At 55.5% G+C, this 25,791-nt stretch carries 26 protein-coding genes, 1 tRNA gene and 1 pseudogene; 7 read left to right on the top strand and 21 right to left on the bottom strand.

The genetic code is table 11. The features are described from left to right. Nucleotides 1–5 precede the first annotated feature (5 nt). Together dgcA and dgcN are read right to left on the bottom strand one after the other, a co-directional pair. On the bottom strand, nt 6–971 hold the full coding sequence (gene dgcA / locus AC2FJ5_RS08070; RefSeq protein WP_496693026.1) for an N-acetyl-D-Glu racemase DgcA: 966 nt from the start codon (nt 969–971) through the stop codon (nt 6–8). 70 nt (nt 972–1,041) lie between these two features. After that, the gene (gene dgcN, locus AC2FJ5_RS08065; RefSeq protein WP_496793035.1) at nt 1,042–2,043 is read right to left on the bottom strand and encodes an N-acetyltransferase DgcN; all 1,002 of its coding nucleotides are present in this window, start codon (nt 2,041–2,043) and stop codon (nt 1,042–1,044) included. Nucleotides 2,044–2,338: 295 nt separating this feature from the next. Here dgcN and AC2FJ5_RS08060 point away from each other — a divergent pair, with 295 nt between their 5' ends. Then, nucleotides 2,339–3,301 carry an L-malyl-CoA/beta-methylmalyl-CoA lyase gene (locus AC2FJ5_RS08060; RefSeq protein WP_496702238.1) on the top strand — a complete coding sequence of 321 codons (963 nt, stop codon included), beginning with the start codon at nt 2,339–2,341 and terminating at the stop codon, nt 3,299–3,301. A gap of 33 nt (nt 3,302–3,334) precedes the next feature. On the opposite strand, the gene AC2FJ5_RS08055 is transcribed toward AC2FJ5_RS08060, so the two are convergent. Then, complete coding sequence (locus tag AC2FJ5_RS08055) at nt 3,335–3,913, bottom strand: PA14 domain-containing protein (RefSeq protein WP_142637891.1); 579 nt, start codon at nt 3,911–3,913, stop codon at nt 3,335–3,337. 117 nt (nt 3,914–4,030) lie between these two features. After that, nucleotides 4,031–4,483 (bottom strand): Lrp/AsnC family transcriptional regulator, encoded by a 453-nt coding sequence (locus tag AC2FJ5_RS08050; protein ID WP_496793034.1) that lies wholly within the window; start codon nt 4,481–4,483, stop codon nt 4,031–4,033. Nucleotides 4,484–4,556: 73 nt separating this feature from the next. On the opposite strand from AC2FJ5_RS08050, the gene AC2FJ5_RS08045 reads away from it, so the two are divergent. Both AC2FJ5_RS08045 and AC2FJ5_RS08040 read left to right on the top strand, forming a co-directional pair. After that, complete coding sequence (locus AC2FJ5_RS08045) at nt 4,557–5,153, top strand: LysE family translocator (RefSeq protein WP_496793033.1); 597 nt, start codon at nt 4,557–4,559, stop codon at nt 5,151–5,153. Nucleotides 5,154–5,279: 126 nt separating this feature from the next. Next, nucleotides 5,280–6,242 carry an acetyl-CoA carboxylase carboxyltransferase subunit alpha gene (locus AC2FJ5_RS08040; protein WP_142637885.1) on the top strand — a complete coding sequence of 321 codons (963 nt, stop codon included), beginning with the start codon at nt 5,280–5,282 and terminating at the stop codon, nt 6,240–6,242. 6 nt (nt 6,243–6,248) lie between these two features. Here the strand turns inward: AC2FJ5_RS08040 and AC2FJ5_RS08035 are convergent, their stop codons facing one another. The 3 genes from AC2FJ5_RS08035 to AC2FJ5_RS08025 all read right to left on the bottom strand — a co-directional run bounded on the left by AC2FJ5_RS08035 (nt 6,249) and on the right by AC2FJ5_RS08025 (nt 8,864). Next, the gene (locus AC2FJ5_RS08035; protein WP_496793032.1) at nt 6,249–7,379 is read right to left on the bottom strand and encodes a lytic murein transglycosylase; all 1,131 of its coding nucleotides are present in this window, start codon (nt 7,377–7,379) and stop codon (nt 6,249–6,251) included. Nucleotides 7,380–7,490: 111 nt separating this feature from the next. Beyond that, nucleotides 7,491–8,138 (bottom strand): GntR family transcriptional regulator, encoded by a 648-nt coding sequence (locus AC2FJ5_RS08030; RefSeq protein WP_271950069.1) that lies wholly within the window; start codon nt 8,136–8,138, stop codon nt 7,491–7,493. A gap of 30 nt (nt 8,139–8,168) precedes the next feature. After that, nucleotides 8,169–8,864, bottom strand: coding sequence for a M48 family metallopeptidase (locus tag AC2FJ5_RS08025; RefSeq protein WP_496701200.1), 696 nt, complete (start codon nt 8,862–8,864; stop codon nt 8,169–8,171). A 100-nt stretch (nt 8,865–8,964) separates the two neighbouring features. Between AC2FJ5_RS08025 and AC2FJ5_RS08020 the strand changes: the two genes are divergently transcribed. Both AC2FJ5_RS08020 and AC2FJ5_RS08015 read left to right on the top strand, forming a co-directional pair. Next, the gene (locus AC2FJ5_RS08020; protein ID WP_496693020.1) at nt 8,965–9,291 is read left to right on the top strand and encodes a TIGR02300 family protein; all 327 of its coding nucleotides are present in this window, start codon (nt 8,965–8,967) and stop codon (nt 9,289–9,291) included. 141 nt (nt 9,292–9,432) lie between these two features. Beyond that, nucleotides 9,433–9,508: transfer RNA gene (locus AC2FJ5_RS08015), tRNA-Ala, on the top strand. Between the two features lie 567 nt (nt 9,509–10,075). Here the strand turns inward: AC2FJ5_RS08015 and AC2FJ5_RS08010 are convergent. The 13 genes from AC2FJ5_RS08010 to ehuR all read right to left on the bottom strand — a co-directional run bounded on the left by AC2FJ5_RS08010 (nt 10,076) and on the right by ehuR (nt 23,490). Next, nucleotides 10,076–11,449 (bottom strand): aspartate aminotransferase family protein, encoded by a 1,374-nt coding sequence (locus AC2FJ5_RS08010; RefSeq protein ID WP_496793031.1) that lies wholly within the window; start codon nt 11,447–11,449, stop codon nt 10,076–10,078. A gap of 11 nt (nt 11,450–11,460) precedes the next feature. Beyond that, entirely contained in the window at nt 11,461–12,936 is a 1,476-nt protein-coding gene (locus AC2FJ5_RS08005; protein WP_496793030.1) for an NAD-dependent succinate-semialdehyde dehydrogenase, read from the bottom strand. A 112-nt stretch (nt 12,937–13,048) separates the two neighbouring features. Beyond that, entirely contained in the window at nt 13,049–13,531 is a 483-nt protein-coding gene (locus tag AC2FJ5_RS08000; protein WP_142637871.1) for an Lrp/AsnC family transcriptional regulator, read from the bottom strand. A gap of 23 nt (nt 13,532–13,554) precedes the next feature. Further along, complete coding sequence (doeB, locus tag AC2FJ5_RS07995; RefSeq protein ID WP_496793028.1) at nt 13,555–14,547, bottom strand: N(2)-acetyl-L-2,4-diaminobutanoate deacetylase DoeB; 993 nt, start codon at nt 14,545–14,547, stop codon at nt 13,555–13,557. Between the two features lie 3 nt (nt 14,548–14,550). Then, nucleotides 14,551–15,738 (bottom strand): ectoine hydrolase DoeA, encoded by a 1,188-nt coding sequence (gene doeA / locus AC2FJ5_RS07990; protein ID WP_496701207.1) that lies wholly within the window; start codon nt 15,736–15,738, stop codon nt 14,551–14,553. Between the two features lie 15 nt (nt 15,739–15,753). Continuing rightward, complete coding sequence (gene eutC, locus AC2FJ5_RS07985; RefSeq protein ID WP_496793027.1) at nt 15,754–16,746, bottom strand: ectoine utilization protein EutC; 993 nt, start codon at nt 16,744–16,746, stop codon at nt 15,754–15,756. 1 nt (nt 16,747) lies between these two features. After that, entirely contained in the window at nt 16,748–17,737 is a 990-nt protein-coding gene (gene eutB / locus AC2FJ5_RS07980; RefSeq protein ID WP_496708869.1) for a hydroxyectoine utilization dehydratase EutB, read from the bottom strand. Nucleotides 17,738–17,757: 20 nt separating this feature from the next. Beyond that, nucleotides 17,758–18,528 (bottom strand): ectoine utilization protein EutA, encoded by a 771-nt coding sequence (eutA, locus tag AC2FJ5_RS07975; RefSeq protein ID WP_496793025.1) that lies wholly within the window; start codon nt 18,526–18,528, stop codon nt 17,758–17,760. Between the two features lie 2 nt (nt 18,529–18,530). After that, nucleotides 18,531–18,968, bottom strand: coding sequence for a universal stress protein (locus AC2FJ5_RS07970; protein WP_496689996.1), 438 nt, complete (start codon nt 18,966–18,968; stop codon nt 18,531–18,533). Between the two features lie 12 nt (nt 18,969–18,980). Further along, nucleotides 18,981–20,267, bottom strand: a complete 1,287-nt coding sequence (locus tag AC2FJ5_RS07965; protein ID WP_496677990.1) for a TRAP transporter large permease — start codon at nt 20,265–20,267, stop codon at nt 18,981–18,983. Nucleotides 20,268–20,269: 2 nt separating this feature from the next. Further along, nucleotides 20,270–20,842, bottom strand: a complete 573-nt coding sequence (locus AC2FJ5_RS07960) for a TRAP transporter small permease (protein WP_281973146.1) — start codon at nt 20,840–20,842, stop codon at nt 20,270–20,272. Between the two features lie 138 nt (nt 20,843–20,980). Further along, nucleotides 20,981–22,000, bottom strand: a complete 1,020-nt coding sequence (dctP, locus tag AC2FJ5_RS07955; protein WP_142637852.1) for a TRAP transporter substrate-binding protein DctP — start codon at nt 21,998–22,000, stop codon at nt 20,981–20,983. 95 nt (nt 22,001–22,095) lie between these two features. Beyond that, entirely contained in the window at nt 22,096–23,490 is a 1,395-nt protein-coding gene (gene ehuR, locus AC2FJ5_RS07950; protein WP_496752125.1) for a MocR-like ectoine utilization transcription factor EhuR, read from the bottom strand. 143 nt (nt 23,491–23,633) lie between these two features. Between ehuR and AC2FJ5_RS07945 the strand changes: the two are divergent. Together AC2FJ5_RS07945 and AC2FJ5_RS07940 are read left to right on the top strand one after the other, a co-directional pair. Next, a pseudogene (locus AC2FJ5_RS07945) lies at nt 23,634–23,890 on the top strand (site-specific integrase); the annotation flags it as partial. A gap of 160 nt (nt 23,891–24,050) precedes the next feature. After that, complete coding sequence (locus tag AC2FJ5_RS07940) at nt 24,051–24,998, top strand: DMT family transporter (RefSeq protein WP_334223312.1); 948 nt, start codon at nt 24,051–24,053, stop codon at nt 24,996–24,998. A 104-nt stretch (nt 24,999–25,102) separates the two neighbouring features. Here AC2FJ5_RS07940 and AC2FJ5_RS07935 read toward each other — a convergent pair whose 3' ends face one another. Continuing rightward, nucleotides 25,103–25,498, bottom strand: coding sequence for a hypothetical protein (locus AC2FJ5_RS07935; protein WP_271950041.1), 396 nt, complete (start codon nt 25,496–25,498; stop codon nt 25,103–25,105). Nucleotides 25,499–25,791 lie beyond the last annotated feature (293 nt).

Below are 25,791 nucleotides of genomic sequence, written 5' to 3'. Positions count from 1 at the left end.
TCTCCTTAGCCCCAGAGCGCCGCCAATGGCGGGTACACTCCGGCATCATCAAAAGTCAGCGGGTTGTCGCGGTCTTCGGCCAACAGAAGTGGTCCGTCAAGGTCCGTTACCATCGCACCCTGCGCCAGCAATGTCGCAGGGGCCATCGCCAAAGAGCTGCCGACCATACAGCCGACCATGATGTCATAGCCTTCAGCAATCGCCGCTTTGCGCAGCTCCAGCGCTTCGGTCAGACCTCCGGTCTTGTCGAGCTTGATGTTGATCACATCATATTTGCCCTTCAGTTTGGGCAGGCTGGCACGATCATGGCAGGATTCGTCGGCGCATACGGGAACCGGGCGCTCCATCCCGATCAGCGCTTCATCGTCACCGGCGGGCAGAGGTTGCTCGACCAAGGCCACACCCAGGCGCACAAGATGTGGCGCAAGATCGGTGTAAACGGCGGCGGACCAACCTTCATTTGCGTCCACGATGATCGTCGCATCCGGTGCGCCTGCGCGAACGGCTTCAAGTCGGGGCATGTCATCCGGCGTGCCCAGTTTGATCTTTAAAAGCGGGCGATGTGCATTCGCAGCCGCCTGCGCCTGCATCACCTCGGCGGTGTCCAACGACAATGTATAGGCCGTGATTTCGGGGCCAGGCTGAGGCAGTCCAACCAGATCCCAGACACGTTTACCGGCTCGCTTGGCCTCAAGATCCCACAGCGCACAATCTACGGCATTCCGTGCAGCGCCCGCAGGCAATAAGTCCATCAGTTGCACTCGGTCGAAACTGTCGGGCAATCCGGCAATTTCAGCCTCGACCGAATCCAGTGTTTCACCATAACGCGCATAGGGCACACATTCGCCCCAGCCCTGATACTGGCCGTCAGAAATGCGTACAGTCAGAACCTTGGCCTCGGTCCGTGACCCACGTGAAATCGTAAAGACCTGAGCCAGCCTGAACACATCGCGAGAGACGTCAATTTGCATAACATACCTTTTCCTGGCAGAGCCGCCCGGATTTTCCAATTTAGATCCGGGCCGGCGGGACCAGACCGCTTTATACTGCTGCCAGCGCGTCGACCAGCTTGCCTGCACCAAAACGGAACGGGTCCGTCGCGGGCAGCCCCATGTCAGCTTCGACCTGTGCCAGATAGGCGGATGCGTCTGCTTCGCTCATATGCTGCGTGTTGACCGAAACACCGATGACCTGACACTCAGGATTGGCAACCTTGGCCAGCGCCAGCGACGTGTCCCGCAGAGCCTGCAAAGATGGCAAACTATAGTTCGGCAGACCGCGCATATGCTCGCGGGTGGGTTCATGGGACAGGATCAACGCGTCCGGTTGACCGCCATGGATCAACGCCATTGTCACACCGGAATATGACACATGAAACAGTGACCCTTGCCCTTCGATCAAATCCCAGTGGTCGTCATCATTGTCGGGTGTCAGCCATTCGACCGATCCCGCCATGAAATCTGCGATCACCGCGTCCAGCGGTACACCGTCACCGGTGATCAGAATGCCAGTCTGGCCAGTAGCTCGAAAGGTCGACTTCATGCCACGCTTGCGCATCTCGGCGTCCATGGCCATCGCGGTGTACATCTTGCCAACCGAACAATCGGTGCCCACGGCAAGACAGCGCTTACCTTTACGTTTGATTCCGTTGGCGATTGGATAGTCGACCGACGGAACCCGCACATCATGCAGCTTGCGGCCTGTTGCTTCGGCGACTGCGACTAGATCGGGTTCATCACACAAAAGGTTGTGCAGGCCCGAGGCCAGGTCGAAACCTTCCTCCAACGCCATGACCAGCACCTTTTTCCATTCCTGACTGATCACACCGCCACGATTGGCCACGCCAATGACCAAAGTCTTGGCCCCGGCCTCTTTGGCCTTAGCAAGGGACATGTCGGTCAGGCCCAGATCGGCTTTACAGCCCTCCATCCGGTATTGACCCACGGCGTTTTCCGGACGCCAGTCCTTGATTCCAACGGCAACCTTGGCCGCCAGCTGGTCGGGCGCATCGCCCAAAAACAACAGATACGGTGTCTCGATCATTGCGGTGCACTCCTTTGATTCTGGCGCAGGCTATGGGACGGGCAAGGCGAGTGTTTCTCGATTTCGCCCAGCATCGCTGGATCCCGCAGGAAAATTTCGCGCAAATATCGTAGCTTGCGCAAAATTCTTTCAAGTTTTTAAAGCGATTAAACTTTAATCACCAGAGACATGGCGCATTGCGGCGAATGCTGCGACTGCATTGCCGCAGATGCACAAACGTGCTTGCGGAGACCTGCGCAATTTAATACCTCATAAGACAACAAAATCGCAATTTCCTTTCCTGCACGAGGTCCAGATGAGCTTTCGCATTCAACCCGCCGCCCCCGCGCGCCCTAACCGTTGTCAGTTGTTCGGCCCCGGGTCGAACACCAAGCTCTTCCCCAAGATGGCGGCCTCTGCGGCGGATGTGATCAATCTTGATCTTGAGGATTCGGTTGCACCATCTGACAAGGACACAGCGCGTGCCAATGTCATCGAGGCGCTGAACACCCTCGATTGGAGCACTAAATACATGTCCGTACGAATCAACGGGCTGGATACGCCTTACTGGTACCGCGATGTCGTAGATGTGATGGAGCAGGCCGGAGATCGACTGGACCAGATCATGATCCCCAAGGTCGGTTGTGCGGCGGATGTCTATGCGGTGGACGCGTTGGTCACCGCCATCGAACGCGCAAAAGGCCGTACCAAACCAATCAGCTTTGAGGTCATCATCGAATCCGCAGCTGGCCTCGCCCATGTCGAAGAAATCGCTGCCTCGTCCCCCCGGATGCAAGCCATGAGCCTTGGGGCCGCCGACTTTGCGGCCTCGATGGGCATGCAGACAACTGGCATCGGCGGCACGCAGGAAAATTATTACATGCTGCGCGAAGGTGAAAAACACTGGTCCGACCCGTGGCACTGGGCGCAGGCCGCCATCGTTGCCGCCTGCCGCACCCATGGCGTGCTGCCGGTGGATGGACCGTTCGGCGATTTCAGCGATGACGAAGGCTATATCGCGCAGGCCAAACGTTCTGCCACTTTGGGCATGGTCGGCAAATGGGCAATCCACCCCAAACAGATCGCGCTGGCCAACCAGGTCTTCACCCCCTCGGACGAGGCGGTGTCAGAGGCCCGCGAAATCTTGGCCGCCATGGAGCAAGCCAAGGCCAATGGCGAAGGTGCGACGGTCTACAAAGGGCGTCTGGTCGATATCGCCTCGATCAAACAGGCCGAGGTGATCGTGGCCCAGGCCGAATTGATCGCTGCCAATAGCTAAAAGTAGAAAGGCGCCTCACCGGGCGCCTTTTTCTTACCGTCCGAAGACATCATTGGGTGTCCAGGTGAACCTTTCGCCCTTTTTACCAGATTTCATCATCAGACAGGATGTTCCGAGCTTCTGGAAATAGATGATCTTGAGCGCGTACCACCCTGCTTTGGGCACATCGACTTCGGTCCGCTGATTGGCCTCGCAGCCCTGAATGCCCGAGACTTGTCCAATGTTCTGGCCTCCGACGAATGCCTCTATCCCGTCATTTGACCACGTTTCCAACTCGTAGATTCCAGCAGAGTCGAACCGCATGTACCCCGTAATCTCGGCGGCGACATTGTAAGCGCCGTCAAACGTCATGACGTCCTGACCCTTACTGGTGTCCCTGTAATCCAAGCCCCGCAACGGTTGTCCGGGCTGCGCTTTAGACAGCATGCTTTTTGCATGGCTCAGATCTCGGATCTTCTTGTGTTGATTGCCAGTGCCAAAGTAATTCACATTCAATCCCGCCTTGGGGCTGGGCTGTGGGTTGGCAGGTTGCAGTTTTAACGGAGCTGCAAAAGATGCACCCGCAATCATCACCAAAGTTGCGACCAGTGCTCCGGTCCGAACAAGTTTCATCGTCTTCTCCCTGAATACGACCGGTTGGGGTTGTCCCCATTTTTGGTCAATTCTTTGGCAAGACAGTAAAACGTGAATCCAACTCCGGCAAGCCGGTACAGAATCATCTTTCCAATGTCAGGCCCGCATATCCTTGGGCGAGCCCATGACGACATAGGACGTGATCGACGTGACATGGGGCAAAGTCCCCAGAACTTCGGTGTGAAAAGTTTTGTAAGACGACAGATCTGCACATTCCACGCGCAACAGGTATTCGATCGTGCCGGTGATGTTATGGCACTCCACCACTTCAGGCGCGCGCTGCAATGCACGCTCGAACCCTTCCTGAGCGGCCTTTGTATGTTCGCCCAGCCCCACGCCAATATAGGCGACAAAGCCGATGCCCAGCGCAGGTGGGTTCAATACAGCACGATAGCCCGAGATCACGCCCGCGCGCTCTAATTCCTGAACACGGCGCAAACAGGCCGAGGCTGACAGCCCGACCCGATCGGCCAATTCAAGGTTGCTTATCCGCCCATCACGTGTCAGCTCACGCAATATATGGCGATTTATTTCATCCAACTTGATCATTAATTGCAGAATTACCGCAATAACCAGCGCAAACGCAATTTCATTTGGGCGGATTCCATCAATTATCTGCGCTATGAATCCTGAATTGCTTTTTGCCCTCGTCACCTTTGCCTTCGTCTCGTCGATCACGCCGGGACCCAACAACCTGATGCTGATGGCCTCGGGCGCGAATTTCGGGTTTCGACGCACAATCCCACATATGTTCGGAATCGGATTGGGCTTTACAGTCATGGTCCTTCTGGTCGGAACGGGGCTGGTACAGGTGTTTGATGCCTATCCGATCAGCTATACCGTGTTGAAAGCGGCGTCGGTGGCCTATCTGCTGTATCTGGCATGGAAAATCGCGCATTCGGCCCCAGCCGAAGCGGGCGCGCCTGCGGGAACACCGATGACGTTTTTACAGGCCGCAGCATTCCAATGGGTCAATCCAAAAGCCTGGGCCATGGCCCTGACAGCAACAACCGTATACACCCCCGACCGCACCTTGAACGCCATCGTCATTGTCGCGATTGTTTTCGGCGCAATCAATTTGCCCTCGGTCAGCACGTGGACGGTGCTTGGGCAGCAAATGGCGCGAGTACTCACGAATCCGCGCCGGTTGATGCTGTTCAACTGGGTGATGGCGGGGCTGCTAGTCGCGTCGCTCTACCCTGTTCTGTGGTCGGGGTAAGAGCGTATACAGGCCTGCAACTGCTTGACGAATGCCGGCACCCTTGCCAACCCTTCAGATCTTGCTGAGTTGCATCCGACGCGACGTCAGGCCATATAGCAGAGAACTTCCGCGTTAAGAGGCGTCATGACCCAGTATTTGGAATTCGAAAAACCCTTGGCCGAGATCGAAGGAAAGGCCGAGGAACTGCGTGCACTGGCGCGCGCCAATGAAGAGATGGATGTGGCCGCAGAGGCCGCCGCTTTGGACGCCAAGGCTGAAAAGCTGTTGGACGAACTCTATGCCGATCTGACGCCATGGAGAAAATGTCAGGTCGCTCGTCACCCTGGACGTCCCCATTGCAAAGACTACGTGGAAGATCTGTTCACCGAATTCACACCTCTGGCAGGCGATCGGAATTTTGCTGACGACCTGGCCGTGATCGGCGGTCTGGCGCGGTTCAACGATCAACCTGTTATGGTGATCGGCCACGAAAAGGGCAGCGACACCAAATCGCGCATCGAACGCAATTTCGGAATGGCTCGCCCCGAAGGGTATCGCAAGGCTGTCCGACTGATGGAGATGGCAGGACGCTTTGGACTGCCGGTTATCACCTTGATCGACACGGCTGGCGCCTATCCCGGCAAAGGCGCCGAAGAGCGCGGCCAGTCCGAGGCGATTGCCCGCTCGACCGAAATGTGCCTGAAGATCGGCGTCCCGTTGGTCTCGGTCATCATCGGCGAAGGTGGATCAGGCGGTGCGGTGGCTTTTGCAACGGCAAACCGTGTCGCGATGCTGGAACATTCGGTCTATTCGGTCATTTCACCCGAAGGCTGCGCCTCGATCCTTTGGAAAGATTCAGAGAAAATGCGCGAAGCAGCCGAAGCGTTGCGGCTGACCGCGCAAGACCTGCACAAGCTGGGCGTTTGCGACCGGATCATTTCGGAACCCAAAGGCGGCGCACATCGTGATCGCGCCGCGACCGTGGACTCCGTGCGGGATGCAATTACGGCGATGCTCAAGGATCTGGACGGCAAGGATTCTGCCGCCCTGATCAGAGATCGTCGTCAAAAATTCCTCGACATCGGCTCAAAAGGGCTGGCTGCGTAACCCTCCTCAGCCCCCCAACTGCCTCAGCAGCGCAACTGAGGGCTCTCCGGTCGCGGGCAACCCATTGGCCCGCTGGTACGCAAAAATCGCGGATGTCGTGTTTTTACCGACTACACCATCTGCGCCTTCGGTGTCGTACCCGGCGGATGTCAGGCGGCGCTGCAGCTCTTTGCGATCTTCAAGCGTCAGACCAGTCGCATCCGGTCCGAAAGAGGCCTGGAACGGCGCGCCTCCGGCAATCCGGTCTGATAGATGCCCTACCCCGATCGCGTAGCTGTCCGAGTTATTGTACCGTTTAATCACCTGAAAATTGCGGAACACGGCGATGCGGGGCCCCGGCACCTGGGGTTGCAGCACGGCAACCGGAGTGCCTGAGACCGCCCCGGCCTCACCGCCCCAGGGCTGTCCACGCACCCAACCGGAACGCGCCAGATAAGCCGCCGTTGATGCCAGCGAATCCGTTGGATCGTCGGACCAGATATCGCGCCGTCCATCGCCGGTGAAATCCACCGCATAGGCCAGATAAGAGGTCGGGATGAACTGCGTGTGCCCCATAGCACCAGCCCAACTGCCTGTCATGTTGGCAGGCGTCGTGTCGCCGTTCTGCAGAATCTTCATCGCTGCCATCAGTTGGCTCTCAAAGAACTGCCCGCGCCGACCGTCATAGGCCAGCGTCGACAGGGCCGATACAACAGGCACATCCCCACGCCGCGCACCATAACGGCTTTCAAGCCCCCAAATTGCCACGACAACTTCTTTGTCCACGCCGTACTGCGCCTCGATCTGAGACAGCGTTCCCGCATGACGCACCAGCATTTGCTTGCCGGTCGCGATCCGTTCATCTGAGGTTGCAATCGCCAGGTAGTCTTCAAGCGACCTCTTGAACTCGACCTGATTTCGGTCCCGCTCGATCACTCCGGGCAGATATCCGGCGCCCTGGAAGGCGCGGTTAATTGTGCTTTGCGAAATCCCCTGTGCGGCCGCGCGGCTTTTGAAGCCCGCCACCCAGGCGTCCCAGCCCGCGTTCCGAACCGGTTGCATGCGCGCGGCCGGCGCCGAAGAAGAAGGCACGCTGTCCGTACAGGCAACCAACAAGCCGGAGCCCAGCCCAAGGGAAAATAACCGTCGATCAATCATGGTTGAAAACTGCTCTTATTGTGATTTCTCACAGCCTAGCGCAGAGAAATCGCCGGGGCCAGAACAGCGATACCGAACCGGGCGATTTCGGCAGCTTCGGCAACAAGCCGCTTAGCTGACCAGCATCCGCAGGCCCTGTGTAACATCCGAGCGAACCGCAAGGCGCAGACCCGGCTCATCCCCGGCCTTTAGCGCCGCAATTATCAGCTTGTGGTGATGCGGTGGTTCCGTTCGCCGCAGCCGCCCATAAAGCGCGCGCATCGTCGGCCCAAGCTGCAACCATACGGTTTCGGCAATCGCCAGCATCGCTGGGGCCTGCGCCCGCAGATACAGAGTTCGGTGAAACTCCAAATTGGTGCGAATATATCCAACGGCATCACGTTTGGTGACCATCTCGGCTACCGTCATGTTGATGCTCTGCAATCGGTCAATCAGGGCAATATGCGCACGCGGCAATGCCCGGCTGGCCAGCTCGACCTCAAGCAAAGCCCGCAGCGCGGCCAACTCCTCGATCCGGTCATTGGTCAACTCAGGCGTAGAAACGCGGCCCGAGGAAGACAGAAACAACGCCCCTTCAGCCGCAAGCCGACGCACCGCCTCTCGGGCCGGTGTCATTGAGACACCAAACTCTTTGCCAATTCCCCGTAAGGTCAGTGCCTGACCGGGGGCGATATCACCATGCATGATGCGGGATCGCAGGGCCCGGTACACCCGGTCATGCGTTGCGGTCTGCGTTTCCGAGGGGCGTGTGTTCAACATGTCTCTATGTGATCACAAACACCGCACAGGTCAACTCGCAGGCGTGTCAAATCTGTACTGGTGCAGCTGCGCCCCGTTGTCGCGCAGCCAGCGCCGCTGTTCTTTGTAATCTCCGAATAACCACTCGACCTGGGCCCAAAAGGCTGGGGAATGGTTCATCTCGGCCAGATGCGCCACCTCATGTGCGGCAACATAATGCAGGACGTCTGGTGGAGCGAGAATCAGCCGCCAGGAAAACATCAACCCACCCTCAGAACTGCATGATCCCCAGCGCGATCGGGTATCCCGAATAGAGATGCTGGCATAAGCCCTACCCAACATCGCTGCGTAGTCATCACATGCGCCGGTCAGCCGGTCGCGTGCCAGTTCTTTCAAAAAGCGCGCCAAACGTCGCGCTTCAGCGCCTTCAGGTACTGAAATCTGATCCGCCTGCAACAGAACGCGTCGGCCCGTTGCCCGGACAATGCGCCGTTGGGTGCCCTCAACAGGAATATGCTGCCCAAATTGAACCACCGAGGGGTCTGGCCGATCACTCAGGTGCTGCCGAATCCAGCTTTCTTTTTGGCGGGCAAAGTTCAACGCATCGGATTCAGCGACACCGTTTGGATAGGTCAGTGTAACACGCCCGTCCAACTGGGATATACGCAGACTGATCCGCCGTGCCCGCGCCGATTTGCGCAATGTCAGCGGCACCGGAGGCGATCCTGGCAGTGCGTGATCTCCCATAGGTCTGTTTCTCCTGCTCAAAGGCTTTGACAGTGCCCGCTGCTTGTGGCACCTGACCTGAATCGTCGATACGACTCACCTGATATCAAGGGGATTGGACATGCCCAAGGAAGAATGGGGTGTAAAGCGCGTTTGCCCGACCACCGGTAAACGGTTTTATGACCTGAACAAAGACCCGATCGTTAGCCCTTATACCGGCGAGATCGTGGAACTCGAAACCGGTAAAAGCCGGATGATCGCAGCAGATGCAGAAGATGCTGCATCGGCCAAGGCGCGTGAAAACGCGCCTGAGGAAGAACTGGTTCTGGATGACGACGACGAAGTCGAAGTCGATCTGGATGATGATCTGCTGGATGACGATGATGACAGCAGTGATGAAGTTCCGCTGGACGACATCACTGACATTCCAGCAGAGGACGATAGCTGATCACGGTCAGAGGCGGCCTCGCGCCGCCTCGCGCCATTTGCAATCTGGTTGCAAAATTTTAACGGCGACGCCTGTTTTTGGACTTGCGCTTAGCGCCACTGTCTCATAAACGTCCGCCCACTGCTTCTGCAGTACCTGTATGGGGCCTTAGCTCAGTTGGGAGAGCGCTTGCATGGCATGCAAGAGGTCAGGGGTTCGACTCCCCTAGGCTCCACCAAAACCTCATTCAGATAATTTGCGTCACTTAAGAATCTGAATGGAAAAGATAATTCACCGGTTCGAAGACCCGATTTGGAAGAGTAGCTTCCCTTCTGAACAAATAGCATTCTAAGCAGCGCTCTCTTGCCCCTATAGTCGCTTTTTTTCCATACTTTCCAAGATTTTGACAGAATTTCGGCGACCGGTTCGAACATCTCTTCAAAATTCCTTTGCGGAACTTCGAAATCTTCCAACTTCCGCTTGAGCTCCTCCTGCTTAATCGTCTGTCTGGCTACAGGAAAGGCAACCCACACGTTGCGGACTTTTCCGCCGCTCCACCCATGATTGATAATCATCTGGTCTGTAGCACATTGCGACAATAGTGACGTGTGCTGGTTTCAAGTTTCAATCCTGGCCGCTTTGACCGGATTGGGCCTTGTAGTAAGGAATCTTGGAATTGCGGCCTGATCCAGGCAATATTGCCAAATCAAAGCGGTCTCAATCGAGTGCTGCGCCCACCCCAGAGTTTGATGCGGTAATGTTTACCGCTGTCAACTCAGCCAAGGATGGACGAGACAGACATCCCCTAGCCCAATACTGCTGTAACCGCGCGCAGAGTTGCCGCGACGACGGTATCAGCTTCTTCACGACTCAGGCAAAACGGTGGCGCGAAGCCCAAGATGTCGCCTTGCGGCATAGCGCGTGCGATGACCTTATCCTGTGCCAAAAGAGCGGCTGAGACTTGCGGGCCGATCTTGTCCGCGGTGTCAAAGAAGGTGCGGCTATCTTTATCCTTCACGAACTCGACCGCGCACAACATTCCTTCGCCGCGCACATCGCCAACATTGGCGTGTGCTGACAGTGCATCCTTCATCGACTGCTTCAGATAAGCGCCGACTTTGCCTGCGTTTTCGATCAGGTTCAGATCATCAATCAGTTTGAGGTTTGCCACACCGGCCGCGGCCCCGATCGGGTGTGCCGAATAGGTCCAGCCGTGGCCGATGGCGCCGTTTTCATCCGTGCCCTGTTCCAGCACCTTCCACACTTTTTCAGAAACAATCGAACCTGACAGCGGCGCGTAGGCCGAGGTGAGGCCTTTGGCGATGGTGATGATATCGGATTCCAAGCCGTAATGCTCCGACCCGAACATGCTGCCCAGGCGGCCAAACCCGGTCACAACCTCATCGGCAACCAACAGGATATCATGCTTGTGCAATACGGTCTGGATGGCGGCCCAGTAGCCTTCGGGCGGGGGCACGATACCGCCGGTTCCCAACACCGGCTCGCCAATAAACGCGGCGATTGTATCAGCGCCTTCACGTTCAATCAGCGCCTCCAGTTCAGTAACGCAATGCGCGACGAATTCGGCTTCGCTTTGGTCCAGATTATCGCGGCGGAAATAATAGGGCGCTTCGGTATGAACCACCTGCGTGAGCGGCAGATCGAACTTTTTGTGGAATAGTTCCAGCCCAGTCAGCGACCCGGTGACAAGGCCCGAGCCATGATACCCGCGCCAGCGCGAGATGATCTTTTTCTTTTCGGGGCGACCCAGGATATTGTTGTAATACCATATTAATTTGACGTTGGTTTCATTTGCATCTGAACCGCCCAGGCCGAAATAGACCTTGGACATATTCGAAGGCGCGCGATCAAGGATCATCTTGGACAGGGTGATGGAGGCTTCTGTGCCGTGGCCTACGTAGGAATGATAATAGGCCAATTCGCGGGCTTGATCCGCAATCGCTTCGGCAATTTCCTGACGGCCATAGCCCACATTCACGCAATAAAGTCCTGCAAAGGCGTCCAGCAATTTGGTACCATCACGGTCTTCGATATGGACCCCGCTTGCGGTTTTGATCACACGGGTCGCTGTTTCGCCCCGCGCGTGCTGGGCCAGATGAGTGGAGGGATGGAAAAAGTTCTCGCGGTCCCATTGGTCAAGTTGATCGTTCTTCAGCATCTTTTCACTCCTCATGCCCAGTCGCGGCAGACATATTTGATTTCGGTAAACTCTTCCATTCCCCGTCTTGCCCCCTCACGGCCCAGACCGGATTGTTTGGTGCCGCCAAAGGGGATCGGCGCGCCGGTGACCTTGGTGCGATTCACCGCCACCATGCCAAATTGCAATGCACGAGATACGCGGTAAATACGGCGTGGGTCATGGCTGTGCAGATACGCAACCAGACCGTATTCGGTGTCATTGGCCCGGGCGATCACCTCTTCTTCGGTATCAAAGGGCGCAATGGCCGCCACAGGGCCAAATGTTTCCTCTGACATAACCACGGCATCGGCGGGCACGTCGGTCAGAACCGTGGGCTGATAAAACAGCGGGCCGAGAGGATCCCTTGCACCTCCGCACGCCAATTTGGCCCCCTTGGCCAGCGCATCGGCGACATGTTCTTCCTGCTTTTGAACCGCCTTTTCATTCATCAGAGGGCCGATATCGGGGTCGTCCATACCGATGCCAAGGGACAGCCTGCGGGTCGCTTCGGTAAACTGCGAGCAGAATGCGTCATAAATTGAGCGCTCCACAAATATCCGATTGGCGCCAAGACAGTCCTGCCCGGATGTGGCGAATTTGGCCTTGATCGTTTCAGAAACCGCAATTTCAAGATCGGCCCCTTTGAACACAATCACCGGTGCATGCCCGCCTAGTTCCATTACAAGTTTTTTCACTGTGTCGGCGGACTGACGGTAAAGTAACCGTCCGATTTCGGTGGAGCCTGTGAACGAGAGTGCCCGAACACGGGTGTCTTTCGTCCAAGGTTCGACCACGGTCGAGGCCTGGCCGGTGACCACGTTGAACACGCCCGCCGGAATACCCGCCTTTTCCGCCAGTTCAGCCAACGCGAGGGCCGAAAACGGGGTTTCACCTGAGGGGTGAGCCACAACCGTACATCCCACTGCCATGGCTGCTGCTGCTTTGCGGGTCAGCATGGCAGCAGGGAAATTCCACGGTGTGATCATTGCCACCACCCCGACCGGCTCTAGCCAAACCTCGACCTCGGCATCGGGCAGATGGCTGGTGACGCCTTCAATATTGGGTCGCTTGGCCTCTTCGGCGTAGAATTCTACAAAAGACGCAGCATAATCAATTTCACCGCGCGCCTCGGACAGGGGCTTGCCCTGTTCCAGTACCATGATCCGTGCCAGATCTTCTTTGTGGTGCAGCATCAGGTCGAACCAACGGCGCAGAATGGCGGATCGGTCTTGTGGCAAGAGGCCCGACCAGGTCGGAAAGGCAGCTTGTGCCGCATCCACGGCGGCAGAGGATTCCTCTGCCGAAAGGCTGGCGGCCTCACCGATAACATCGCCAGTTGCCGGATCGGTGACGCGGATGGTGTAACCCGACGAAGCTGCACACCATTTACCATTCACATAGGAAAAACTGCGCGCCAAAGATTTGTCAGCAATATCATCGCGCGCAGAAAGTGCAGTGTCTTTCATGGATACCTCTCCCTCGATGCCCGACAATGTCGGGCATTACAGGCAAAGGATGAGACCAAATTTCAGGGCCAAAGCAGAGTATTCTGCTGTCAACCATCTCTCAGGCAGAGGGTTACTCCTGCCATCCAGCTATGAGGGAAATCGGCGGAACGCCCTGACCCTTCACTGGTTTGGTGACAATATAGGTAAAATACTTTTCCAGACCTATGTCAGCATTGAGCATTTCATCAATCAGGCGTTGATAGGCATCGATATCGCGCGTCACGATTTGCAGGATGTAATCAAATCCTCCGCCAAGCGCCCAGCAAGCCAACACTTCTTCATAGCGTTGCATAGCGGCCTCAAAAGCCTGAAAGCTGGCGGCGGTATGATCGGACAGTTCGGCCGCAACAAAGACAGTTACATGTGGCCCAAGTTTGCGCAGGTTGATCTCGGCTCTATATCGCTTGATCAACCCGGCTTTTTCCAACTTTTTTAGCCGCTCCCAGCAGGGGGTGGGCGACAGGCCAACGCGGTCGGCCAAAGCCGTTTTTGTGATGCGCCCGTCGGTTGAAAGCACCCGTAGAATATCCAGATCGCGGGCGTCGAGCCGCATGGTCTCACCTCCGGGGAATAAAGTTATCCAACGTTCAACCCGATCACCGCCGCGCAATCGCCCGCTTTGATGAGACCGGGAAAGTGGCGACTGATCAAAAGGCCCGTAACTTTGGCACGGTATTCAATCGGGGCAATCCCGGTGCGATCAACGGGCCAAATGCGGGCCACAACATCGCCTTGGTTGACCTGTTCACCAAGATCAACCATCGGCTCGTAGAGGCCATCGTTTTCCGAGAACACGAAGCAGTTACCATCGGGCATATCCAGGCGCACGGTTGGATCAATCTGCATCTCGCCCTTCAGAATTCCTGCGTGGATCAGCACATTGCGCAGGCCCTTTTTTGCAACGGCAATCGACTTGGCTGTGGCAGAGCCACCACCGCCCAATTCTGTTGAAACCAGAACCTTACCCATATCTTCGACCGCCGTGTCGTACATTCCGACATTGTCGATCTCCAGTAGCTGCACCGAATAGGGGGCGTTAAAGGCGGCCATCGCGGCGAAACAGGCCGCTTCATTGGCTTTATCTTCAAGGATATGGGCCGCCGCGAAGGGCACGAAATCCAGCGTTTTTCCGCCCGAGTGAAAATCCACCGCAATATCGGCCATTGGCAAAAGAACGCGCTGGAAATAGTCGGCAATCTTTTCGGTCGGGGTGCCATCTGGCCGGCCCGGAAAGGCACGGTTCATATTGCCTTTGTCGATGGGCGAGGTGCGTAAGCCGGCGCGATAAGCGGGATAATTGAAGGCAGGCACGATGATCACGCGTCCGGTGATGTCCTCGGGCTTTAGCGTAACCGTCAGTTCTTGCAACGCCACGGGCCCTTCATATTCATCGCCATGGTTGGCGCCGGTCAGCAAAGCCGTAGGCCCATCTCCGTTTTTGATAACCGTTAGCGGGATCATAATTGACCCCCAAGCACTGTCATCCCGGCTGTAAGGCAGCCGTAGGAAACCGTGGTGGATACCATCGCTATCCAGCGGGATCGTCGGGGAAATTGGGTTGGGTGTCATTACTCAGTCCTTCACAACCATTTTGCGGGGCACGTTGGCCAGGCACTCATGGCCGGTTCTGGTGATGCGGATGCTTTCAGTAATCTCAAAACCCCAATCCTCCATCCAGAGGCCGGTCATGAAGTGCAGGGTCATGTTCTCCTGCAGAATCGTCTTGTCGCCGGGACGAAGCGAGAAGGTCCGTTCACCCCAGTCGGGCGGGTAGCTGACACCGATCGGGTAACCGGTGCGGTTATCTTTGGTGATCCCGTATTTCTTTAGCACGCTGAAGAAGGCAATGGCGACATCTTCACAGAGGTTGCCCTCTTTTGCAGCCTCCAGCCCGGCCTCCATGCCCTCAAGCACAGCCTTTTCAGCGTCGAGGAATGTTTGCGTGGGCTTTCCAAGGAAGACCGTGCGCGACAGCGGGCAGTGGTAGCGTTTGACTACACCTGCGATCTCGAAAAACGTGCCTTCGCCGGATTTCATTGGCTGATCGTCCCATGTCAAATGCGGGGCTGAGGCATCCGCGCCTGAGGGCAAAAGTGGCACCAGCGCGGGATAGTCTCCGCCCGCACCGATCTGTGCGTCATAGCGTAAGGCCGCATCATAGATTTCGGCCACCAGATCGCATTTGCGGATGCCCGGCTCGACCTTTTCAAAGATACGTTCATGCATACGGCCCACTATGCGGCCCGCTTGGCGCATATATTCCAGCTCGGTTTCAGATTTTACCGCACGCTGCCAGTTGACCAACGCAGTCGCATCGGAAAATTTGGCATTTGGCATGTGGTGCTGTAGCGCGGCAAAGGCCGCAGCTGTGAACCAGTAGTTGTCCATCTCAACGCCGATATGGCCCTTATCCAGCTTACGATCGGCCAGCTGTGCCGACAGGTAATCCATCGGGTGACGTTCGGTGGATTGTACATAATGGTCCGGGTAACCGATGATATTGGCGGGATCCATAAAGCAGGTGCGAAGCGCGCCATTGGCATCTTGTCCACGGCCGTACCAGACCGGCTCGCCAGTGAGACTCAGCACGACGCATTGATGCACGTAGAAAGACCAACCGTCATAGCCGGTCAGCCAGTTCATGTTCGAAGGGTCCGTCACGATCAGAAGGTCAAGCCCACGTTCGGCCATGGCGGCGCGGGTTTTTGCAATGCGCTGGCTGAACTCATCGCGTGAGAAGTGGAGTTTTGGTTCTGGCATAGAGTTAATCCGTTGTTAGCTTGAAAACGTGGTGCCTTTGCCTGAGTTTTCCGCGCGCTGGCGAGCAAGCGTGGCAATGGCGGTGTCCTGGACACCCGTACCTGTCAGGTCAGCAATAATGATGTCACTGTCGGATTGTCGCCCCGGCGCCTTGTCGGAGGTGATATCACCCAGTTCAGCAAACCTGTCATCAGCCGGGAAAATGCCTACCGCAATGGCGCTGCGCAGCTCGCCTTTGAGGGCGCATTGGGCTTGGCTGTCGGGCACATAGAGCGTTGCCTTGGCAAGACAACCCGGGTCAAGCTCGACCTTGTGTTCCTGATCCGAACCCATCGCAATGACAAGCTGCCCCGGTTGCAGCCAGTCCGCTTTGATCAGCGGGGTCGCCGAAGGGGTTGTCGTGACGATGATATCTGCCGAGGACACGGCACCCGCCCTATCAGTGCTGGCCGTGACGTCGACCCCAAGTTCTTCGCGAAGGCTGGACGCCAATGTTTCGGCCTTGGCCGCATCCCGCGCCCAGATCACAGCGCTTTCGATGCCGCGCACAAGGGTCAGCGCCTTGAGTTGTAGCTTCGCCTGCACACCAGCACCGATGATACACGCGCGTGTCGCGTCCTCGCGCGCAAGGTGGCGCGCAGATACCGCTCCCGCAGCGGCGGTGCGCACATCCGTGAGATAACCATTATCCAGAAGCAAAGCTTCCAGAACGCCAGTGGTGCTTGAGAATAGCACCATCAAGCCTGATGTGCTGGGCAGGCCCAGCTTGGGATTATCGAAAAAGCCGGGACTCATCTTCATGGCAAAGCTGTCTATGCCGGGGACATAAGCAGACTTTACACATACCTCGCCATTATGATCGGGGACCATCAGTGTCATGATCGGCGGCATGATAACCTTGCCCCCGGCGAGCGTCGTAAAGCCCTGTTCAATGCAGTCCACCGCGTCCATATCCAGTGGCACCAGATCTCGCAGTTCGGCCTCGGTCAGTATTTTGATCTCCGGCATCCTACCCCTCCGCCGTCACATCCACATCTTCGCCGGAAATGATCCGGTGATGCAGCTGCATGTCGATGTTTTGCCCCGAGATCAGCGCGACGCACCGACCTGGGTCTTTGATTTTTCCCGCCAGAAGCGCGGCAATGCCGACACTGCCGGACCCTTCAATGATCTGACGTTCCTGCCAATAGGCGTGACGGATGGCAGCAGCAATCTCGGTCTCGGTCACAAGAATCAGATCATCAACAAAGGCACGAGTCATGGCAAAAGTGTGCTGGTTGTCCAATCCAACCCCACCGCCCAGCGAGTCGGCCAGTGTCGACAGTTCTTCGACCAGAACCGGTTTCCCCGCCTTCTGGCTTTCATACATAGCCGCCCCGCGCTCCATCGAAATTCCGATAACGCGGACCTGCGGATTAACCGCCTTCATCACCATCCCGACGCCGGAAATCAGTCCGCCGCCCGACAGCGGCACCAGAACCGTTTCAAGATCCGGGGATTGTTCCAGCATTTCCAGTGCAACGGTGCTTTGCCCGGCAATGATATCGCGATGATCAAACGGGGGAAGCATGACCATCCCATCGGCGACCAGCCTGTCAACTTCTACCTGTGCGTCATCCTGAGAACGCCCGACAATGCGCACCTCTGCGCCTTGCGCCTTGATGCCGTCCACCTTGTTTTGCGGCACCAGTTCCGACATGCAGATGATACACCGCACCCCGGCCTGCTTTGCCGCATAGGCCAAACCGCGCCCGTGATTGCCCGTCGATACACCCACCACACCTTTGGCGCGCTGCGCATCGCTAAGTGACAACACAGCATTGGATGCCCCGCGCAGCTTGAAACTGCCGGTGATCTGGCCTTGCTCCAGCTTGAGGCGAATATCACCGCCGGTGGCTTTGCTGAGCGCGTCTGACGACACCGTCGGCGTGACCCGGATCGACTGTGCGATCCGCGCGCGCGCAGCAAAACTATCCTGAAGTGTGATTTCAGAGCTCATCTCTTGTCCTGACTTTTTTCCTATTTACTGAACAACATACCGCCCGCGGGATAATCCGAAGTAATCCCAAGATGCCTCATGCAGCGCCAAACCATCGCCTGATTGGAGGTAACAACCGGTTTGCCAATTCGGGCCTCCAATTGTGCGACACATGGGGCGGCACGCACCGCCGTACAGGAAATAAAAAGCGCATCAGCATCGAGATCGCACGCAGCAACACCACCTTCGATAATGCTGTCCCTTGAGACGCGCGCCATGTCGCGATCATCGGACAATCCAAAGCAAACTGCGTTCACCACATCGAGGCCGTGTTGCGAGAAATAGGTGACCAGAGAATCCGTCACATCCTGCGTATAGGGCGTAAGAACGCTTACTTTTTTTACCCCCAAAGCCTCAAATGCATCAAAGGCAGCCGAGCTGGGTGTGACGCAAGGCGTGCCTGGCTTTGCGCTGTTCATGTGCTCGGCCACTTTGTCGTTCCCCAACACTACCGAAGCTGCAGTGCATCCATACACCAATACATCTAGCGCCTCGCCAGGCAGGATCTCTGCTGCGGCATCGGTCAACAGCGGCCCTGTCTTCAAAAGGCTTTCATGTGTGGTTGGGTTTTCAAACCCGATCCGGTTTACATATACGCCCACATCATGCCCTTGCAGAATGCGTGCGAAGTCAGTTTCCGTCGTATGATCCGTGGCCAGCGTGACCAGCCCGATACGATGTGTGACAGGGCGAGCATCCAGCGCGAGAGCCACAGACGAAGTCGAAGATTGTATATCCAAAGCCTTTGCCATCCTCACACCACCAGAACCGGGCATTGCGCAAGGCTGGTCACCTTGTGAGAGACGCTGCCCAGCAAATAGCCCTCAATCGATCCCAATCCCCGGCTGCCCATGACGATCAGGTCATTCTCATGTTCTTTGGAAAAGCTGACGATAGTTCGCGCCGTTGGCCCGCCTTTGACAAAGGCCCGGATGTTCTCGCACCCCGCCTCGCGCGCAATGGACGCGCCGCGTTCAGCAGTAATCTTTGCGTGATCGCGCATGATCCCGTCAATATCATCGGGCTTTTCTGCATCAATGACATACATCGATCCTTCCAGTATCGAATGATGACGGTAGAGCGTCAGTACCAACATTTCCGCATCACACAACTTAGCCAATTCAGCGGCTTTGCGAAGGGCGGCCTCTGATCCTTCAGACCCGTCAAAAGCAGCGAGTATTGATTTGAACATTTGTCGCTCCTTTTATTTGTTAAATGCGATGTCGCGCAAAAACAGTGCCACCTGCGGGAAGAAGATCATCAAGACCGAGACACTCAAAAGCATGATCACGAAAGGCGGCGTTCCTCTGATTACTTCCAGATAGGGACGTTTGAACACCGCTACCGCCGTGAAGATATCGCATCCGAACGGCGGGGTGGCCGAGCCGATGGCGGCCTGCAATGTGATCAAAGTGCCGACCAGAATTGGGTCCAGCCCGGTTTTCTCGACCACGGGCGCAAAGATCGGAACAAAGATCAAGATGACCACGATGGGATCCACGAACATACAGCCGATGAAGAACGCAATCGCGATTGTGAACAGGACGCCGATCTGCCCCATTTCATCAATGCCAAGAGCGCCCAAAATCTGTTGCGGTATCTGCGCGAATGACAGAACCCAGGCAAAGGCAGCACCTGCACCCACCAAAATAAAAACTACCGCCGTTACCATGCCCGTTGACAGGGCGACCTGGTATAGGCCGGTGATTTTCATTGTTTTGAAAATGAAGACTTCCAGCAACACCGCATAGGCCACGCTGATTGCTGCGGCTTCGGTCGGGCTGAAAACGCCGAAGAAGATGCCGCCGATGATCAGAACCGGGAAACCCAGCGGCCACAAGGCCCGTTTAACCGCTACCGCGCGTTCGCACCATGTGGCGGCCGGTTCAGTGGGGACGTCATTTATTTTGGCGTAGATCATACTGTAGACCGAGAACATGAACAGGATTAACAATCCGGGCCCGATGCCCGCGATGAACAGTTCAGGGATGGAGGCCTTGGCAACTACACCGTAGATGATCATACCAATACTGGGCGGGATCAGGAACGCGATGTCACTTGAGTTGACGATCAGGGCCAAAATGAAAGAATCCTTGTAGCCACCTTTCAGCATTCGGGGCCTGAGTGGCGTTCCCACCGCAACGACCGTGGCTTGGGTGGACCCGGACACGGCACCGAACAATGCACAAGCCGCAGCTGTACTGACGGCCAACCCCCCTCGAACATGGCGAACAAAGGCCATGACCATATCAATCAGCCGCCCTGCGGACTGGCCACGTGTCATGATATCCGCTGCCAGAATGAACATAGGCACGGCGATCAATGAAGAGGGCCGGATACCACCCAACATTTGCTGAATCATAAACTCAGTTTTGTCGATTGTGCCAAACAACTCGATCACGCCGATGAACGCGCCGGCAATGAGGGGTACCATCATCGGGAAACCCATAAGCAGCAGGACAACCATTGCGGAAAACATTAAGAGTGCCATGGTTAAAGCTCCACTTCCAGTTCCCGCGCATCTGCTTCTCGCAGATCAGTTGACAGGTAGATTTCAGGTTCCTGAAGATTTTTGATGAAAGTGAGCGCGTATTGAACCCCGGTCACAAACAGCCCAATCGGCACCCAGATGTAGCTGAGATAAACAGGGAATCCGAGGGCAGGATAGACCCGCCCCTTGGCGTACATGCTGATGATGTATTGCACAGCGTACCACGCCAAGAGCAGCAACAGCACAGCGGTGACTCCCGTGACTACAACCATCAAGATTTTTCTGACCCGTTCGGGTAACGCGTCTGAGATGGCGGACATGCGGATATGCCGACCATGGCGCGCGGCGTAGCCGATACCAGCAAATGTCACCAACAATATGAATATACTGTTCAACTCTTCGGCGAATATAATGGAGTGGTTGAAAACAAACCGGCTGATGACATTTGCGATGGTGTTGACTGCCATCAGAATGACGCCTGTGGCCATGATCACCCGCTCAAGCGCAGCGATCCCCTTGTCAATGCCATCAACAATTCCGGCAAGGCCCGACTTTTTCTTCGTCGTTTCGCTCATATTCCCCCCGAACATTCGCAATATAGGCTGATCGCCGGTTTACTATTTCCAAATTGCAGGCCCGAACTATGGTTCTGGGCCTGCACCGATTTTTCAGATGAACACATCGCAAACGTGATGGATGCCTGTGGCAAAGCGCTACTGCTGCGCAGCCGCTAGATCCTTCTTCATTTGCTCGAGGATGGCAGCGCCACGTTCGCCCGCTCTTTCGACAAAGGCTGCTTCGACCGCTTTTGCACGTTCTTTAAAGGGTGCACGCTCTTCCTCGGTTAGCCGGTTTATTGTGTAGCCCGGATTGCTCTCCTGAATTTTTGCCAGACCGGTTGCATCCAGTTCGACGGCAACATCAAGAATATAATCGAGTGCGACTTGCGACGCATTCTGAACAAGTTCTTTGTCCGCATCGCTTAGCGCGTCGTAAAACTCTGCATTTGCCATCACAGCAGTCGTGTACTGACCATGTCCGGTATAGGTCATCACATTAGTCAGGTTATCCAGATCATAGGCCTCGATCCAAATTGCCGGGTTTTCTTGCCCGTCAACCATTTTAGTTTTCAGTCCGCCGATCAGCTCGCCCCAAGGCATAGCAATCGGGGAAGCGCCAAAGGCCGTGTAAGTCTCCAAAAGCAATGGTGAGGTCATGGTCCGAATTTTCATACCTTCCAAATCGGCAGGTGTCCGAAATTCCTCCATTGTGGTGACCACCATTTCACCTTCCGGGAACACCGACAACAATTCCAATCCCTGTTCGCGATAGATATCGTGGAACATCTCGTTTACAGCGACGCCTTCTTTGAAAAACTTGCGCACGACTTGAGGGTCCGTCGGCTGGATATATGGCACCAGAAAGGCTTCGGCCTCTGGGATCAACGCACCGGTGAAACCTGGAGATTGATCAATGAACTGCAGCAATCCAGCCTGGGCCTGCTCCATGGCGTCGGCCGATTCACCAAGCGTACCCACAGGATAAATCTGGACTGTGTGATCCGAGTTGGCTTCGATTTCCTCTTTGAACTTGGTGGCGTACAGGCCTTGCGGATCTGTCAGCCCCTCTTCCATAGCATAGCGCCAATTGTCCGCATAAGCGGCAGTTGAGGTTAGCAATGCAGCAGCAAGGGGTGCGCAGACGCGCAGGGTAAAACGTGCAGTCTTGGTCATCATATCCTCCCAGATATCACCTTCTTTGTTAGTGATGTTCCACCACATCCCGAAGATTGTACTGCGAGTCAATTATTATATTGTTGCGCTACATTCTAGTAAGCGAATTGCGGCAAAGGCTCGCGTGGGCGCAAAAGTAAACCGGCCAGAAGCTTCAGAGCTTGGCGAAAACGTTCGATTTCGCGAATGCTTCCCACCGAAATGCGCACTGCATTTGTTGGGGTAGCCTTGGGAGAAAGGAATGGGCTTTCGGGGGACACCGCAACATTTAGTTCGCGGGCATGGGCGACAAAACTGTTGGAATCCCAATCTGGAGGGAGCTGCAACCAAAGATGCAAACTGGCCGGATGGCCCGTCCATTTAAAACCAGCAAGCTCTTGCGTTGCTATGTGATACCGCTTGACAATTTCCGCGCGCTGCCAATCCGCCAGCGCTTGTGCTGTGCCATCTTCCACCCAGCGTGAGGCAAGTTCGCAGATCAGCGGCGTTGCCATCCAACCAAATACGATCAGTCTCGCTGTCAATGCAGGAAGCAAATGGTCCGGAGCAACGGCATAACCCGCACGCAACCCGCTGACCGTGCATTTGGTGAACGTCGTCAGGTAGACCGACAGTTCTGGTGCGAACATCGAAACAGGCGGCTGGCGATCCGCTGCGACCGGACCAAACGCATCGTTTTCAATAATATGCAGCCTATGTTTGCGGGCGATTGCAGCAATTTGGCGCCGACGTTCCTCTGGCATCATATGTACATTAGGGTTGGCAAGAGATGGTAATAAATACAATGCTTTAGGGGACTTATCAACGCACGCCTTTTCCAATGCATCGGGCAGGATTCCGTGCTCATCAGTTTCAAGGCCAACATGTCGGTATCCGAAATATGCGACACTCGAAACCAAGAGGTGATGCGTGACCATATCTGACAGAATGACGTCGCCAGGACGCAATATCGCAGACATTGCTGCCGACATTCCATGCGTTACCCCATTCGTCATGAGGACTGAATCTGCATTTGTCTCAAGGCCGCAATGTGAAAGCCATTTGACTCCCGTTTTTCGGTGAGTTTCGTGGCCTACATTCGGGCGTGTAGAAAGATATATGGCCGGGTCGAGCCCGGCATGCAAAGTCCTCAGCGTTGATTGCATCGCCTCAACATGCAGGCCATTAAACAAGGGGCGCGAAATCGACATGTCGAACAAGTTTCGAGGTTCTGACTCCAACTTGAATGGCTGTCCGTCGGTTTTGTCAGTGTCGACAACATAGCTGCCACGCCCAATCTGACCATCGATCAGGTTTTGGCGACGCAGAATGTCGTAAGCTTTGCTGACGGTATTAACGCTCAACCTCAGGTCATCGGCCAGTTTCCGGTGTGTGGGTAATTTCTGTCCAGGTGACAAACTGCCGTCTTCGATCGCGCCTGCAATCATCGTGGCAAGGCTCGTATGCAGCGGTGAACTCAGCGTATCTCGGGATGGTTTCCAATTTGTCATGCGACAATAGTAACCAATTCGAATTCGCGAACAAGCAGATCAATCACCAAGAGCTTCACAGGGGTCGGAATTACAGCTTTTTCTATGTGTCTCCCTTGAAAAGAAAGTAATTGCTGTGACCGTGGATCTATCACTTAGTTTTCCTGAAGATCTCAACACGTCAGTATGCGCGGATTGTCCGGGACTGGATGAAGCCCATTGGCTTCGAGGCCAGCGCCTAAGGAACTCCATCAATGCGCCGGACCAAAGTCACGCAGTTCTACAAGAAAAGACAGGAAGTCTTCGGGCGATTCAGTTGCTCTTGGGTCATGCAAAGATGGTAAGCACGGTTCGGCATCTGAGCGTCGAGCTTGAAGACGCCTTTGCCATCGCAGCAGCAATCGAGATCAAGAGCTTGTAGACCAATTTTGAACCGGCCATCTGCTGCTGCGCATCTCATCGAACCTGCTGTTCGTTGCTAGCGCAAATTCTAACCCACCCCCAACTCGCAAGTTGAGGGATTTTTGCTCCGCGTCGCATAGAGAACAGACACGCGTTTAGCGACGTTTCTACAAGATGAGATGTCCTCGGCTGATTCCATACCTCAATCTACGGATCGCATCCTTGCAGGAGTTGCACTGATGCTTGGATTTTGCCTCACCGCTCCTTTGCTGGACGTAGCTGCAAAACTCGCGTCGGCTAGCGTACCAGTTGGGCAGATTACGGCTGCTCGCTTTGTAGTGCAGTGCGTGTTGATGGCCCCGTTCGTCTGGATAATGGGGCTGTCGTTGCATGTAGCGCGAGGCAAATTGATCGTACTCGCATTCCGCTCATTACTTTTGCTGTTCGCAACTTTTTGCTTCATTGCTGCCATCCGTGTGATGCCACTCGCCGATGCGTTGGCAATCGTGTTTGTGGCCCCGTTCATTGTCTTGTTGGTTGGTAAGTTTTACCTTGGTGAAGACGTAGGTCCGCGTCGTGTCGGGGCAGCTCTTGTCGGGTTTGTTGGAGTAATGTTCGTCATCCAGCCCAGTTTCGCGGCCTTCGGCGCGGTTGCAATAATTCCGCTTGGTACGGCAGTTGCTTTCGCTTTCTACATTCTTGTGACGCGAGGATTGTCACGTCGGATGCATCCCGTGGCTCTGCAATTCCACACTGGCCTGATTGCCAGCCTGTTTTCCATTCCAATCTTAATATTTGCGCAAGGCTCTGGTTCGGAGCTGTTCGATCCTGTTTGGCCGACAGACATCGCTTTGTTGTGGCTGTTGGGAGCTGGTTTTTTTGCAACGGTGAGCCACATGATGATGACCTATGCGCTTTCGTTCGCGCCTTCAGCCACATTGGCACCTTTGCAGTACTTTGAGCTGCCGGTAGCGACCCTGTTCGGCTATCTTGTCTTCAATGACTTTCCGAACACGCTTAGCCTACTTGGTATTGCAATCATCATCAGTGCAGGGTTGTACATGATTCATCGCGAAAGAGTCGTAGCCAGACAATTGGTCACAGAACGTGCAGCACCTCCAATCTAAAACTACTCTCTCTCGCGGCCCATTTCAGACATTTAAGCAAAGCAGAATTTGGGATCACCGCTTCCGCCGAGCTAGCCCCCGGTACATTGCACAACATCGAACGGCTACGGCCCTTCACAAACCAGCGGGAAGGCACCGATTTCCGGAATCGTGAGCGTGCCTACAGTGACGGATTTGTCTCCTTCGACAGCGGTTATCAATCGAACCGAGGCAACGATCCGACTGTATTCGGGATCGGCAAAGTCGATTACAGTACGCATATCGACATCGGCCCCCTGTGCCACGATGATTGGTATCGCACCATCGACTTCAGTAAGGCTCCAGTGTTTGCCGTCTGCGTGAATGGTCGCGCTTACAACTGCGAGACCAGGGACAGTTCCCAATCCGACATCAAATACAGCGCCTGATCCATCAGGGGCCTCGCAATACAGCCCGACAGTTGCGAATGCCGAGGTTGCCGAGAGGAGAGCTAAGAGCGTCAGTGCAGTAGTTCTGATCATGAACTTTCCTTTTCGTTCGCAATCCGGTCAAAATATATCTTTGGTTCAAAGTTCTCAATAAGCGCGTCTGAACGCAGATCAAAGAAGCAGAAACACCGGCACCCTCAAACCACTACGTTGCCCCAAATTAATGGCACCGCACGGCTGGAACTTGGCTGGTTCCAGTGAGATTCTGCGCGTCGGAGCGGACATCCAACTTCAGCGCAGCAGCGAAAGCAAAGATTTGCATCATCCATTTCTCTGGATGTCGACATTGTCAAAAATGTGGACAACGCTCCGCCCGGCTTTCTAGG

Source organism: Ruegeria sp. CDSA221 (assembly GCF_059611825.1).
Note: the sequence above shows the minus strand (reverse complement) of the source record. Positions and strands in the feature narration are given on the sequence as shown.